The following is a 15,827-nucleotide window of genomic DNA, read 5'->3' on the forward strand; positions in this document are numbered from 1 at the left end:
GCCATCAACGTATTCGAGGCATGGGTAAAGCAAAAACATTGCTACGCTGCGCATAACCTTAACAAATCAGTCAACTTATAACTAAGAAGGCACAGTTGTGCCCACCACTACGTTGAATATCTATTATTTCCACTAAATAGGTTGAAACTCGCCCTCTGCTCAGACCTCAGTCAATCCAAACCATTTGCACGCTGAAAATCAATAGTGAATCTTTGAGGTAGACTCAAAATCTTATTATGGGTGACTTGGTAAAATCCTGACTTGGTAAAATCCTGTAAAATCTGTTGACGGTAAGGGATGTCCCTTCTGATGGGCGTTCTCATAGAATTTTTGGTCACAAGTCGCTGCGTATTCACTATCTACTATCTGATCTCGAAGCTGCATTTTTTCTATTGCTCGAATGGCGCAGTGACGTTACGAATATCAGGGAACAATTTCCGCTTGATCGTGAGCTGACTAAACAATATTTCGGCAGCTAAAGCTTCACGCAAAGTCCCCATTAAGGCAATTGGCATTTTAATGTGTCCCACGTGAAGTTCATCTAACAGTTTATTTAAATCAAAATGAAATCACTATCGATAAAGGAATAATTAATAAAAAAATCAATGAAGAAATAGCTTAGGAAATATTTGATAATGAGCTTCGTATGATTAGACCCAAGCTATAGACTTTGCAAAGTGGAAATCAAAACACATTAGAGGAGTTTAACGACCTCTAGTTTCCTAGCTCAGTCTTAATTCAAGTCGATTCTTTATATGATAAAAACGGCCGTCACATTAGGTTTGAATAATTATCTTTCAACCTAGCGCCGTGTAAATAGAGGCAGTAAATAGTATGCAATTAAAAGCAGCGGTTTTTGGTGAGGCACTTTTTGATTTGATAGAACAGCCAGATCATACGTTAACAGCGCACATTGGAGGCTCACCATTCAATGTCGCAAGGAGTTTTGTCAAGCAACGTATTTCAACAGTCTACGTATCGCCCATATCAACCGATCGCTACGGAGATAGAATTTATGATTATGCGAAAAGCGAAGGCATGATATTGCCAGACCAGAATCGCTCAAAAAAACTAACTTCACTTGCTGTCGTAAGCTTAGATGCGAGTGGGCAGCCCGATTATTCATTGTATCGAAGTAACGTGGCTGACTTGGATGTCAGCGCAGCAAAGCTCATTGCGACCTTGCCTAATGATATTCAATTATTCCATTCAGGTTCATTAACCTTAGTACCCTCGATGCTAACGGTACTAGGACCATGTTTCGAATATTTGAAAAGTAAAAATGTATTGATTAGTGTCGATGTCAATATGCGAAAAGGCGTTGAATTAGATAATGATAAATATATCGCTGCTGTAAAAGAATTACTGAAGTTTGCTGACATTGTTAAAGTAAGTGATGAAGATTTAAACTTGCTTGGTATCGATTTACCGCCAATCGAAGGGGCTAGGCAAATATTGTCAATGTTGGATAACGGCCTAGTTGTATTAACTGAAGGGGCCGAAGGTGCAACGTTACTGGGTAATGACTTCACTGTGAGCCAACCTGTATTTCAACCCGCTAAATTTGAGGATGCAGTGGGTGCTGGCGACACGTTTTTTTCGGCTTTTTTGTCAAAGCTTTTATCGACCACTAACGAAGATTCGTTCGAGCACATAGTGAGTAACAAGGCTAAATTGGAAGCCGCGCTTATTTATGGATTAATGGCGGCTACCTTAAATGTTGAACAATGCGGCTGTCAGCCGCCAACGAAACAAGAAGTAGAAACTGCGCTAGCACTTAAAACTAGGGGCTGAGCTAGCATTATCTCGCAACGTCATGACACTGTTTGTGGTAAGCATGTTTAATTCAATCGCCCCTTGAAATTTTGTTTATTCAGATATTTACACCAGTTATCATATTATGATGCTTTTGATCAAAAACCAGTGTTCGTAAGTCATATTCTTTTTGGGGTAAATCTGCATGAATTGCCCGTATCGAGTTATTTTTAGTGTAGAGGATTTGTATGAAAGATTTTAGATTTGAGAGTCAACGTACACTTACGCGCATACTTGAGAAAATCGACCTCAGTCAGCTCAGTAAAAGTCAGCAAAATCTATTCCGAGCTAGGCTTGATGAACATTTCCCTACCTTATTCGAAACCTATTATGAGGTATATGGTTGGCAATATGACTTTTATTATCATATTCAGTCGTTAGTGGAAGTATTGCTTAAAGGCTTCACTGAGCGCTCTGCAGTGTTGAAGAAAAAAGATAAACACAAACTTGCCGATCCTTTTTGGTATAAAAGTGAAAACATGCTGGGCATGGCCTTGTATGTTGACTTATTTGGCGGCGATCTTAAAAAGCTTAAAGCTAGACTGCCTTACTTTAAAAGTATGGGCATAAACTACGTCCATCTTATGCCACTGTACCGCTCACCAGAAGGTGACAGTGACGGCGGCTATGCCGTGTCAGATTACCGTTGTGTTGACCCAAAACTTGGCACTATCGACGATTTACGTGACTTAGCTAAAGCCTTTAACAAGGCAGACATAAATATTGTTCTGGACTTTGTATTTAACCATACGTCTGATGAACACGATTGGGCACTAAAAGCAAAAGACGGCAGTTTCGAACATCAACAATTTTACTATATGTTTGACGATAAGTCGGAGCCCGAAGAGTATGAAGTGCATCTACGTGAGATATTTCCTCAAGTACGCAGAGGAAACTTTAGCTTTGAGCCGACTACGGGTAAATGGGTTTGGACTACCTTTAACAATTTTCAATGGGATTTAAACTACTCAAACCCCAGTGTGTTTAATGCAATTGCTGACGAGATGCTTTTCTTAGCTAATATTGGTTGTGACGCTTTACGCCTTGACGCGCTAGCATTTATTTGGAAAGAGAAAGGCACAAATTGTGAGAACCTGCCCAAAGCTCATACCCTTATTCAAGCTTTCAATTGTTGTTTACAAATTGTTGCACCGGCCGTTGTATTTAAGTCAGAAGCAATCGTTCATCCTGATGAAGTGCTAAAATACATCGATAAAAAAGAGTGTCAGCTGTCATACAATCCTTTACTTATGGCATTAATTTGGAACAGCCTTGCAACGCGCAAAACTAGGCTTCTTAGTGCATCGATGCAAAAAACGGGTGATATCAGCGAAGAGTGCTCATGGGTTAATTACGTGCGTTGCCACGATGATATTGGCTGGACATTTGATGATCAGCTTGCCAGCGAGCTTGGTATAAAGGGGGATGATCACCGTTTTTTCTTGAACCAATTTTATACCGGGCGTTTTGAGGGTAGTTTTGCAAACGGCGTTGCCTTTGCTGAGAACCCCAATAACGGAGACTGCAGAGTATGTGGTTCACTAGCGTCACTTTGCGGTTTAGAGCGTGCTCAACAAGAGAATAATCAAGTTGCTATTGACCTAGCCAACAAACGAATACTGTTAGTACATAGCATTATCATGAGCATTGGTGGCGTACCATTGCTCTATGCGGGTGATGACTTTGCGCTCCTAAATGATTACAGCTATGAAGAAGATCCGAGTAAAATGCATGATGCTCGTTGGGTAAACCGCATAGAAGTGAATAATGAAACCTTAGCCAACTCTCCTAACGAAAAGGTAACACAATCCTTAAAAACGATGATTGCTATCCGCCAAGAACATTCAGTTTTAGGTCATGCTATAACCCGCTTTTTATCTCCTCCCAATGATCACTGCTTTGCTTATTTACGAGAGAATGAAACTGAACGCTGTTTATGCATAGCCAATTTTAGTGAGTATGAGCTTACTATTCATCCCCATACATTTGACATTCTAGGCCAAAGCACTGCTACCGACTTATGTGATGGCAGCACTAAAGCGCTCTCTGAAAATCAAAAAATTCTGCCCTATCAATACATGTGGTTAAGGGTTGATAAACAAGTTTAGGCGTTCTGGCGACGATATTTAAGGTCGTTTTCAATTTTCGCAACGAACTCTTTGTCGAGTTTGTAAAAAAGCATCATCAAACCGCCAATAGTGAAAAGTACCGCAGGCAGTGCTGTTGCCATTAAACGTAAGCCAGTAACGGTTTCCAAGCTTTGTTCAGCATTGGCGACAAAACCGACGTAAGCTAATATGAAACCCGGTAGTGCACCACCCAAGGCAGAGCCAAACTTTAAGGCAAACATGGATGCCGATACCGTAAGACCAGAAGTACGCTTGCCAGTGAGCCACTCTCCATATTCTGCGCAATCGGTGAACATAGAAAAGAAAAGTGTGATTATCACGCCAAAGGTCCCGATTCCGAAAAAATGCAACAAAACAGTTAGGCTATACATTTCAGGTGGCACGAAATAGCCAATTATCAAAAGTACTGAGTGCAGTAAGCACATAAAAAGCACAATTCGGTGTTTAGAAAAGTAAATGACCAGAGATGAGGCAATCATTGCGCCTATGATTTGACCAATAATACCAAATGAGGTGAACACTGCGACTCTATCAAATATCCAAAAAACGGCTTCACCGCTATCTTTCATATAATATTTCACGTAATAAATGATAGAAGAAAAGCGCGCTATCAGACCAATTACAACTAAAATGCATGCACAAGCCAACATTATCCACGAAGTGTTTTTTAACAGTACAGAGATATCTTTTAATATCGAGGACTCATGTTTCGGCAAACGAATGCGCTCTTTGGTCGTGGCGTAGGTAAACCAAAAAATCAGCACTGAAGCGATAGCGAATATGGCCATTGTTAAGCGAAAGCCGATAACGTCGTCACCATCACCAAGAAATTTTGCTAATGGGGTGGCAAATGCTGCAATTAAAAGCGTACCAATGCCAGCGCATACAAGTCGATAGGTGGTGGCTTTGGTTCGTTCTTCACTTGATGGCGAAATCACAGCCAAAAGAGCAGAATAGGGAACATTGATGACGGTAAAAGCTAACATTACTCCAATGTAGGTAACATAAGCGTAAATTAGCTTTCCTGTATCAGAGAAATTTGGACCAAAAAAAATGGCAAAGCCTAATAGTCCATAAGGCAAAGCCCCCCACAAAAGATAAGGTCGGTATTTACCCCATTTCGTTTCAGTGCGATCTGCAATTGCTCCCATAAGGGGATCGCTGACTGCATCTATAATTTTAGATATCAGAAGCATAAGGGCGACAGCCGCCGGCGCCAAACCATAGATATCTGTAAAATAATACAGCAAATATAAACCAAAAAAACCAAGGTAAAAATTTGAGGCCATGTCCCCTAAGCCATAACCTAGTTTCTCTTTAAACGAAAGAGGCTGCTGCGAATCGTGCTGTGCTTGCATAAAAATTCCCTTGTTGGGCAATGTTTGATGTAAAAGAGCTTTTTACTGAGTGTTAATTCTATATTTTTTGGCTAAGTTGCAGCCACAGAGTCTAATGACTTTCCTTTATCGGATGTCAGTACAAACATCGATACAAAAACGAAAAATGCCACGACAAGCCCTATAATTTTATACGCATCTGCAAATCCAATCGCATCGTACAGCATTCCAAGTAGCACCGATAAACCACTGGCGGCGACTTGCCCCATAAACTGAAAGCCGACAATATAAATGGTAGCCGATAATCTTGCATCAAATGTTGCTGCAATATACTTAAAGATCGCCACTAGCATGATGGGTAATTCAGCTGCATGTAACAGCTTCATGGCTGAAATCGAAATAGGGTCTGCCGCATAGCCAGAGCCTATGATGCGCAATGCCATAATTGCTCCGCTCAAAAGTAATCCGTTTTTAGCGCCAATTTTATTGACAATGAAAGGTGCAATGAACATCCCTCCAGCTTCTAGAAAAACTTGAAAAGAATTTAGGTAACCATACATGGCATTACCTTCAGCCTGGGTCGGAAATTGTGCTGAAAAGTAAACGGCAAATTGCTGATCGTAAACACCATAAATACATGAAACACCAATAACCCAAGTAGCGAATGCCCAAAATTTACGCTGACGGAACAGGCCGATTGCGTCACTCAGTTTCAACGCACTAGCCTGCTTGTTTAACTCTAATTGCTTTGCCGTAGTGTCACTAATTTTGACGAAATAAAGGCATGATAAAAATATCAACGCACAAAGACTAGCAAGTACAAAATTTAGGGTTGCTGATACATTAAAAATTTGACCCGTGAAGAAGGTTGCAATTGCCCAACCTACAGATCCCCACATACGAGCTTTACCAAATTCGAACCCTGTGGAACGCCCAACCCTTTCAATATAGGTTTCAACAGCGCCAACACCGGCAAAAAATGCAGTCGAGCAATAAAATCCGCCTACGACAGCCCCTAAATACAGAGAATACTTAAGTAGCGGTGTGTAAATATAGATAAAAAACGGACCACTGAGCAGCAGCATTAGACCGACAAACCAGAGTAGGTTTTTACGCATTCCTAGCTTATCTTGCAAAAAGCCGTAACACGGCATGATAAAAAGTGCTGTTAAGGCGTTGATACTAAATACCAGTCCAGTTTCAGTGCCGTCTAGACCAATCGCTTGATTTAGCCAAATGGGATAAATTGAGAAACAAAATGACCATGTTAAAAAGAAGCTGAGTATACAACCACTGAGTAACCAGTAGTTGCGTTTTGATAGGGCATCAGTCATTAGTTTTCCTCTATTATATTGTTACGCAGAACTATGCGAGTCTCGCAAAAGCAACTGCCCGCTAATCTCTTGAGTTTTGGTATTAATTTGCAATTCTTTGTTAATCGCAATTTGTGCTGCAATTTGCCCCATTTCAAAATAGGGCAAGCTCACTGTAGTCAGTTTCGGAACGAGATTCTCGGCAATGATCTTGTAGTTGTCGTAACCAACTATCGAGATAGTTTCAGGAATTTTATAACCCATTTTCCGAATGAGCATAAACACACGCATAGCCATTTTGTCGTTACCACAACAGATAGCCGAAGGACGTTCTGGTCTTGACATAATGTCTTTTAAGGCATTTTCTAGCTCAGCAAACTCGTCATTAGGGTCGTTACATACACCTTCTACAATTAAGCCGTTGTCTTCCCTTAACCCGGCTTCTTGATGGGCTTTTCTAAAACCCTTTGTCCGTAGTGGAGTAGCAGCAATATCATTAGATAGCGTCAAGTAAGCAATTTTTGTATGCCCAAGCTTAATCAGTTCTTTAGTGAGATGAAATGCGCCTAAGTAATCGTCTGGTACGATTGTTGGGTGCCTCAGAATGCTTTCATAACAGTTGACCAAAATTAGTGGACACTTGTTAAAAGACTCTTTTATGCTGACTTTTTTATGATACACGGTCGCAAAAATTATAGCTTCAGCACGTTGTCGCCTAAAATCATCGACTAAACGAGAAAAGCTTTTGACGTTTCCTCCTGATTCTCCAATCATGAGTAATTTTCCATGTTTTTCACATTCGTGCTGGATCCCGGCAATAATGTCGAATGAGTCAGGCGTGGTTGTGAGTTTTTCAGTGATCACGCAAACAACGCCTTTTTCTTGTCCTCTTAAGGCTTGAGCAGCAGCTGAAGGATAAAACTCTAGCTCTTCCATTGCATCGTTTACCTTAAGTTTGGTCTTAGCGCTGACACCTTTATAGTTGGTCAGTACTCTCGACACTGTCTTAACAGAAACCCCGGCTTTTAAAGCAACATCTTTAATGGATGACATAAATATTCAACTGTATATTTTCAAATGGACAAATAGTCTTACACATTTGTTCGAATTTGTTGACAATTTGTTAAAATAAGTCATCATAATGACTAACGATAGACATTTTATCAAGTCTTTTTTCCCATCTTTGTTATTGTGAGTCAGTTATGCAGAATTTAGTTAGCCCCACCCTCTTGTCACAAAATACTTCGTGGGATCCACACTTCCATTTCTATAAATTAGGACACTGGATAAATGATCCTAACGGCTTGTTTTATTTAAACGGTAAATATCATTTATTCTTTCAATTGAACCCCGATGCCACAGTATGGGGGAACATGCACTGGGGCGCCGCCGAGTCAATTGACCTTATCACATGGAAACATAAGCCTATGGCTTTATATGCGGAGCCTGAGGGGCTTGGATACATTTTTTCAGGTGGAGCTGTAGTTGATATAAACAACACTTCGGGTTTTGGTATTGATGACATACCTCCTGTGATTGCTACCTTTACACAGCAGTCTGTGCAAGAGGAGCAGGTGCAAAGTATCGCTTTTTCTGTAGACGGCGGCGACAACTTTACGATGTTTGAGCAAAATCCTGTTATTGCCAACCCAGGATTGAAAGACTTTAGAGATCCAAAGGTTGTGTGGTTCGATGGCCAAGACGAACAATATTGGGTTAAAGCGGTAGTGGCTGGACAATGCGTACATTTCTATAAATCTACAGATCTAAAGAAGTGGACAAAACTATCAGAGTTTGGTGAAAACATAGGGGCGCATGGAGGCGTTTGGGAATGTCCTGATTTGTTCCCCTTACGTTGTCACAAAACGGGTCTAGAGCGCTGGGTGTTATTAATTAGTATTAATCCAGGTGGGCCAAACGGTGGCTCTGCGACTCAGTATTTCATCGGCAACTTCGATGGCGTTGAATTTACTTCTCAGGATAAAGAAACTCGATGGTTAGATCATGGTACTGATTGCTATGCGGGTATCACCTGGGATAACACACCCAATATACTTGAGGAAAGACTATACACGGCGTGGATGAGCAACTGGAATTACGCAAATGATACGCCAGACGATAGATGGCGAGGCGCGATGACACTGCCTAGAAAAATAAAACTAAGCAAAAGTAATGGTTCATATTGTTTATTAACTCCCGCTTTCCCTGACTTCGACGCATGTGGGACTCAAGAAGTACAATTTGAAAGCGGTCATAGCCTACCACAAGCCTATAAACTCGCACTTAATGTATCCCCAAAAGAAGCGGAAACAAATATAGTGTGGACAAATGAAAAAGATGAAGTCTTTTCCATATCTATTAACCTAGCAGATAAAAAAATAACAGTAGACCGAAGTCAAGCTGGGTTTTCTGAAAAGGGGTTTAACTCAACGTTGAGCATACCCATTGTGTTCAATACGAACGATACGATACATTTAGAGGTTTATGCTGATACTTGTTCATTCGAATGTTTTTTTAATGACGGCGAGCAATGTATCACTACACTAGTATTTCCATCATTACCCTTTAGCGGCTTAGATATCTCTGAACACGTAAATAACGTGATCATCAAGAATTTAGAAGCGCTGGCTTAAATCGTTTAATACAGTGTTTAGCTTCTTTAAATTGCTAAACACTGTATTTCAAGGTGCGGTTTCATCTCAGGATTTGCAATACTTCTCTACATAAGCTCCATGCTCAGGCATTGAACTAGCGCTCGTTCCAATTACATGCTTAATATCAGCCATTCGTTTTTGCAGCTCTTGCTCTGAAAATACATCTGCATTTGCGTCGTATCCCCTAGACGTTAGACCTTGTCCTACCATCACGGCTAGCCAAGAATAACGGTTGAACAGTTCTTCATTTTCTCGAAATATTCGCCCACGGCTTTCAAAAAGGGATAGCTTACGAGATAAACTATTCGGCACTTCCATATTTTTACAGTACTGCCAATAGCTTGAATCGGTGCGCTCTGTGACTTTATAGTGACAAATCAAAAAGTCACGGATTTGTTCGAGTTCTGTAACAGATTGCTGATTAAAATGATCGATATCTATTTGTTCAAAATCTAAGTCTGGGAAAAGTCTAATTAGTCTGGATATCCCAGATTGTATTAAATGAATTGATGTGGATTCTAAAGGTTCTAAAAAGCCAGAAGAAAGGCCAATTGCGACACAATTTTTAACCCATAGTTTTTCACGATGACCTGTTGTGAAACTTATTTTTCGAGGCTCACCCAATAATTTGCCTTCAATGTTTTGCAATAATGTATCTTGTGCTGTCTGGTCATCGGTATGAGCACTTGAATAAACAATGCCGTTCCCGGTGCGCTCTTGTAACGGGATCCGCCATTGCCATCCGGCCTCCACAGCCGTAGACCGTGTATATGGCGGTTGAGAATGGATTTTTTCACTGCCAACAGCCCAGGCACTGTTATTCGGTAAATATTGGCTCCAATCGACAAATGGTACCTTAAAGACTTTATCGATTAGCAAACCATAAAATCCTGAACAATCGATAAATAAATCAGCTTCTAAAATTTGACCGTTTTCCATGGAGATACTTTGCAAAAAACCGTTGTCGTTTCGTAATTGAGTATCGACAACTCGCCCTTCTATGCGCTTAACGCCTTTTTGTTCAGCGAGTTCACGCAAGTAGCCAGCGTACAAAGTACTATCAAAGTGATAGGCGTAACCAATTTCAGATAAGGGGGTATTTTTTTGCTGCACTGGGTGTCTAAAGCGGTTTTGCTTAGCGGCCATCGCCATAATGTTGTACTGATCGAGGGAATCACTATGGTCACTGGCCTGCAAGCGTTGCCAAAAAGCATGAAAGCTTACCCCTTCCATATCAATACCATAGGGTCCAAAGGGGTGAAAGTACCGCTCTCCTTTTTGCTTCCAATCAACAAACTCAATACCCAACTTAAACGTGGCTTGAGTTCGTCTCATAAAGTCTTTTTCATTTACTCCAATATGACGATTAAAGGTTTTTATATGCGGAATACTTGCTTCGCCAACACCAATGGTTCCGATTTGATCAGACTCCACCAAAGTAATGTCTAATTGTTTATTTTTAAAAGAGCTAGCCAAAGCAGAAGCACTCATCCAACCAGCAGTGCCGCCACCTACGATAACGACTTTGTTGATCGCATTCTGAGGTTTTTTCATAGATTGATTCTCAATGGTCAAAATAAAATTTAGACTAAATTTTTTGTGTTAAATGTACCACAAAAAAAGGGGACCAAAGGCCCCCTCAAAGACCCTTCACAAAGAGTCATACACAGAGTTTGTGGTACATAGCCTTAATTAGAAGCTATATTTGACGCTTGCAACAGCGCTTCGTCCGCTTATTGAACGCATTCTAACAAATTCGTTAGTGAATGGCTCAGGAGCTCCCACAGCAGCATCCTCACCTTCTGTTAAACCAATTTCATCGGTCAAGTTATTAATATTAAACGATACCGACAATTGATCATTGAAACGATAAGTTGCAAACACATTGGTTGTCATATAACCAGGCATGACTAATACGTTTTCATTTCGTACGTACGAGTCAGTGGTACCCACCAAATTCAAACCGATAGTGTATGAATCGGTATCGTAGGTGGCTAATCCAGAATATACCCAATCAGCTTGACGTTGTGGTACATTGCCAACAAAGTCTTCCAATAGATCATCACTAGCAATTTTAGCATCGGTCCAGGTCACGTTTCCTGAGAAGTTGAAATCCCCTATAGAATAAATCGCTTCAACTTCAATACCTGAAGACTCATAATCACGCAAAGATAATGGTCCACCTGTGACACGGCTTTCACCCACCACTTCTGTTGTTTCAGCGAAGAAATACACCGCATTTATGTCAAAATCGTCCATACGGTATTTGATACCGGCTTCCATCATGGTTACTTTATTTTCAATGCGCGCGTCGTCAATATCTCCTACTCGCTTTCCAAAAGCAGAGCTATCCGGATCAACAACATTTGCTGGAGTATAAAGTAGCCCCATTAGCCTTTCTGCATTCGCGCGATAGCCTAACGAGTAGCGAGCAAAAACACTCAAGTCATCGTCAAGCAGATAATTAGCGCCAAAGCTGTAAGAGAAGTAATCGTAATCAAAATCAACAGCAAATTCTGGAGATGAGTTATGTAACGTAACTTGACGCTCAACTGCGCTAATAACGCCATCATTGTTTAAATCAAAATTAGTCACTGTGTTAGGAGCTTGTGAACGTTGGCCCGTCGTGCGACCTTGATCGTAACGAATACCACCATCTAGCGTTAGGTCTCCCGAGATGTAAGTGGTGTTGAAATACAGCGCATCAATTTTGGTATCAATGTCGAAACCACCAACACAACAGTCTCCCCACTCTGCAGGGCCATAAGAGATAAGTCCACCATCTGTTAACGTTTCTCCCGTAACATCATCAATCACATCAACATAAGCAGTGTTACCATCGCCTTCAACAGATGTTAAATAAGTTGGCCAGCTTGCAAAGTTTTCAGTGGCTTGCTCTGAGTGATACCAACCGGTATGAATCTCTAATTCAGCACCACCAGACAATGAAATAACCTTACTCAAATCTAAGTTATTCATTAGGTTACTTAAGTCTTGCATTTCAGTGTGGAATAAGTGCACAAGAGCAAGAGATGTTGATGAGTCGAGTTGTTGACCTGTGCTTGGGCCTGTTGCATACACATAACTGAAATCAGTGCGGTCAGTGGTACCCGCTAAATAATTCCCAGCAAATGCACCACGGTCATCTTGAGAGCCCACGGATGCAGGGAAAGGAACAAGGAACTCGCCCTTAATATCAGCCATTTTAAATTTATTCAGCAATGACCAACCACCGCCAATGTCATCTAAATTAACTTCAAATCCAAACTGAGTTACGTCTGATTCCATACCATTGGCTAGACTTCTTTGCCCTATAGTATTGTCTTCATTTAGTACTTGAACCGAATCGGTGTATACACTTTGTAAGGTATGACCATTCGCCGAGTAACCTGGAATCGAAGAGTATGTAGGGTTAGCGTTGGTGCCACTTACGTACATAGGCGTTGGCATATAACCGACCGCATGATCGTTAAGAAGCTTCATGTTACCGCGAATATAACCACCATCGAATTCTTTGGTAAGGTTTGCTTTAATTTGCCCGCCTTTATTAGCGTCATAACCAGCTTCACGAGGGCCTTCACCTACACGGTAGAAACCACCAATATGACCATACCAGCCATTTTCCCAATTATGACCTGCTTCAAAATCGAAACGAGTACTATCGTAAGTCAAACCTTTGGTAAGAGTAGCAGAACCACCGCCTCGCTCACCTGTTTTACTAATAAAGTTAATCACTCCGCCCGGCGAATTACTTGCCAGTATAGATGATGAACCACCACGAATGGCTTCAACACGAGCTACGTTTGAATCTGCTCGCAAAAAGATATCGGCGTTAGCAAATGAAATATCACCAAATTCTAGTACGGGAAGACCGTCTTCCCATAGTTGAAGAAATTTAGCCCCACCTGACGCAATAGGTAAACCACGGATGGCTATGTTTGCATTACCATCACCACCAGATGCTTCAGAACGAACTCCAGGTATTTGTCTAAGTATTTCAGCCGTTGTGCGAGATACTTCATACACTGGGCTATCGCCCTCTAAACTCGAAATAGACACTGAAGATTCAAGCGGGTCTGAACTACCACCGGGTACACCGGTTACAAAGATACGTTCAATTTCTTGTTCTGTTGCTTCTTCTTGAGCATTTGCAGTCGCACTCGTTACCAGCATAGCAGCGCTAGATCCTGCAATAAGTGCTGAAATTGCAACAGATAATGTTTTTTTCTTGGATTGAATTCCGTTTCTCTTACTAATTTTATGATGACCCATGTGGCCTCCCGAATAATATTAATAACAAATTGATTACTATCGTAAACGGATAACATTAATTATTGTTACAAAGCGGTCTACGAATTGACTAACGATGGACATTTTACAATTTATTTACCAAGTTGCAACTTATAATTACTATTTTTATCTTTTTGGTTCGTTAGCGTCTTAGCCTCGATGTTTATTGAGACGCTGTTATTAATGATCGTGGGTAGAACTAGATTTTGATGTTAATTATCAAAAAAGGCTTAGAAAGTTGAACTCCTTTTCACTCTTTTAATAAAGAAATACAGAAATTTCCATGTTGAGAAGGGCGATTCTTTTGGATTAGCCAATTGGTTTTGGAGGTTCCCGCTTTCGCGGTTATGACGGGGGTATATAAGGCAGGATGTCACTGTCAGCTTACTCGGTAAACTTGCCGTTTAGGGCGTCATTACTGACAGGCGGTTGTTCGCTCAAAGCCGAATAAGAGCTTTGTGCTAGATTCTTTATGTGCTCCCCCAAAAACAAGAGACTAATAAGCATCACTTTCAAGGCCATGGTAACGTCCACAGCCTGACTATCATTGCGCGAACAACCTAGTATTCACATGTATTACGTCACTTATGGGATAACTTTTACATGTACACGCTTATAGCGCGTTAAAGCTGGAGTACCACGGTCGGTAACTTGTAGCACAAATTGCAAGGTTTCGGTCTGTGTTACCACAGGGGCTTTGACATGTACTCTTGCCATATTTTCAGCACTGTCAACTTTGACCGGTTGTTTTTCCATAGATCCGACTTCAGGGTAATTAAACCAATAGTAACTGAGGCTATCTCCATCTGGGTCACTTGAACCACGTGCATCTAAGTGAAATGAGCTCCCAGATTTCACTATTATATTTTGATCGTGATTGAGTTTAGGTACAGGCGGATGATTAGCCTCTTTATATGATTTGATAGTCCAATCCATACGCGATGCAAAGTCATTTTGGATCGCGTCTCGCCAACGCCACAACGTTTCTTTATAACCCTTAAAAGTTTGATTTCCCGGTTTTAAGGTTCGGCCATACTCTCCAGCAACGGGAGGCGTGTATTGGTCTATAGCATTAGTCCAAATCGCTCTAGTTTCTGGTTCAACGACTACGCCGCCGGTAAACCCCGATGGATCCATGTCTTTCAATTGCGGGATATACAACTCATAACGTCCCCCCCATCCACCCCAATTGGGATAATTAGGCTCATTCAAGCCATTGGGAACTAGACTGAGCCAAGAAGGCGTATCTCCTTCCATTCCATAAGCTACATCTGGGTACATTGCACCCAATGGTCCGTGAGCCTGCTGAATATTGTCTAGCAACCACTGATTACTTATGGTGTGGTTGTCGATCCCCTTAACATAACTATTGATACCAGTCCAAGTCGCGGCCCCATATCCACCAGGACTGACAATATAAAATAGCTTGGGGAAATTCTTTCTTATCCAAGCGCCAGAATCATCTTGGTCCGAAATGGTGTAAATGCGTAACTTACTAATTAATTGATTTAGTTCCTCTTCACTCTTGTTATTCTTTAGTTTGAATAACGCTTGCGCTAGGGTATTGGCTCCCCCCCAAACTGAAATCCATAAGGGCCTAGGGTCACTTTGTTCCAGTACTTTAATGATCCAATCAGAACCTTCTGAATCTTTTCCATCCCCAACACCTTGCATACCGTAAACAGGCAATCCTTGTTTAACTATGGCTCTGAGCTCTTTCGCTTCTGGAAATCCCTCTTCATGCAAGGCCAAGTTAGTTTTCACTTGCTTATAACCATCAATAAGGTATTCGATTGAGCTTACTGCAGCCATGTTTTTTTGATGAACCGAGGTGGTGGCAATCAGCCCTTGCAGTTCAATTTGGTTTGCATAAAGAAATAGCCGAATAAAGGTCTGGCTATCATCAGGATCTGCCTCTATATCAGATAACACTATCATACGCTGAAGCACTGGTTTAGAGGATGAGTCACCAAGGTTTTTAGCGTTAACACTAAGCATCATGGATACGGTAAAAACAGTCCCAAGGACTGCGACTAAAACAGCAATCTTACTAATTTGCATCTGGTTACCGATCATAATTTAGAATCCTGTAATTGTGTTGCTGAGGCTAATATACATCGCGATTAGCTTGCTTAATCTAACCTCAAGTGAGTTGCAAAACTCTACCACTGAGTACACGAGTGATACCATTACCAAATGTTTCATTATTGTTAATATATTTCGGATCGATTTCTCGCTAATCAAAAGACTCGAACTAACCATTAGAGACTTTGTAACGTCTAGCGCGCT

Annotated in this window: 9 protein-coding genes and 1 pseudogene; 4 read left to right on the plus strand and 6 right to left on the minus strand. The window is 41.1% G+C overall.

Annotated elements, in window-relative coordinates; all coding sequences use genetic code 11:
• Positions 1-284: 284 nt before the first annotated feature.
• From ABJK37_RS00005 to ABJK37_RS00015, 3 genes and pseudogenes are all read left to right on the plus strand, one after another.
• Positions 285-464: pseudogene (locus ABJK37_RS00005) on the plus strand (heteromeric transposase endonuclease subunit TnsA); the annotation flags it as partial.
• Between the two features lie 370 nt (positions 465-834).
• Positions 835-1,794 carry a PfkB family carbohydrate kinase gene (locus ABJK37_RS00010; protein ID WP_348348789.1) on the plus strand — a complete coding sequence of 320 codons (960 nt, stop codon included), beginning with the start codon at positions 835-837 and terminating at the stop codon, positions 1,792-1,794.
• A gap of 209 nt (positions 1,795-2,003) precedes the next feature.
• On the plus strand, positions 2,004-3,923 hold the full coding sequence (locus ABJK37_RS00015) for an alpha-amylase family glycosyl hydrolase (RefSeq protein ID WP_348348791.1): 1,920 nt from the start codon (positions 2,004-2,006) through the stop codon (positions 3,921-3,923).
• Here the strand turns inward: ABJK37_RS00015 and ABJK37_RS00020 are convergent.
• The 3 genes from ABJK37_RS00020 to ABJK37_RS00030 form a co-directional block, all read right to left on the minus strand.
• The gene (locus ABJK37_RS00020) at positions 3,920-5,302 is read right to left on the minus strand and encodes an MFS transporter (RefSeq protein WP_348348793.1); all 1,383 of its coding nucleotides are present in this window, start codon (positions 5,300-5,302) and stop codon (positions 3,920-3,922) included. The genes ABJK37_RS00015 and ABJK37_RS00020 overlap by 4 nt on opposite strands.
• 71 nt (positions 5,303-5,373) lie before the next feature.
• Positions 5,374-6,615, minus strand: coding sequence for an MFS transporter (locus ABJK37_RS00025; protein WP_348348795.1), 1,242 nt, complete (start codon positions 6,613-6,615; stop codon positions 5,374-5,376).
• A gap of 21 nt (positions 6,616-6,636) precedes the next feature.
• Positions 6,637-7,647 carry a LacI family DNA-binding transcriptional regulator gene (locus tag ABJK37_RS00030; RefSeq protein WP_348348797.1) on the minus strand — a complete coding sequence of 337 codons (1,011 nt, stop codon included), beginning with the start codon at positions 7,645-7,647 and terminating at the stop codon, positions 6,637-6,639.
• Positions 7,648-7,796: 149 nt separating this feature from the next.
• Between ABJK37_RS00030 and ABJK37_RS00035 the strand changes: the two genes are divergently transcribed.
• Entirely contained in the window at positions 7,797-9,227 is a 1,431-nt protein-coding gene (locus ABJK37_RS00035; RefSeq protein ID WP_348348799.1) for a glycoside hydrolase family 32 protein, read from the plus strand.
• A gap of 66 nt (positions 9,228-9,293) precedes the next feature.
• Here the strand turns inward: ABJK37_RS00035 and ABJK37_RS00040 are convergent, their stop codons facing one another.
• The 3 genes from ABJK37_RS00040 to ABJK37_RS00050 all read right to left on the minus strand — a co-directional run bounded on the left by ABJK37_RS00040 (position 9,294) and on the right by ABJK37_RS00050 (position 15,599).
• The gene (locus ABJK37_RS00040) at positions 9,294-10,802 is read right to left on the minus strand and encodes a tryptophan halogenase family protein (RefSeq protein ID WP_348348801.1); all 1,509 of its coding nucleotides are present in this window, start codon (positions 10,800-10,802) and stop codon (positions 9,294-9,296) included.
• Between the two features lie 138 nt (positions 10,803-10,940).
• Entirely contained in the window at positions 10,941-13,520 is a 2,580-nt protein-coding gene (locus ABJK37_RS00045) for a TonB-dependent receptor (RefSeq protein WP_348348803.1), read from the minus strand.
• A 603-nt stretch (positions 13,521-14,123) separates the two neighbouring features.
• Entirely contained in the window at positions 14,124-15,599 is a 1,476-nt protein-coding gene (locus ABJK37_RS00050) for a nucleoside hydrolase-like domain-containing protein (protein WP_348348805.1), read from the minus strand.
• Positions 15,600-15,827: the final 228 nt, after the last annotated feature.

The sequence above is a fragment of the Paraglaciecola sp. genome, assembly GCF_039964565.1.
Classification (GTDB): Bacteria; Pseudomonadota; Gammaproteobacteria; order Enterobacterales; family Alteromonadaceae; genus Paraglaciecola.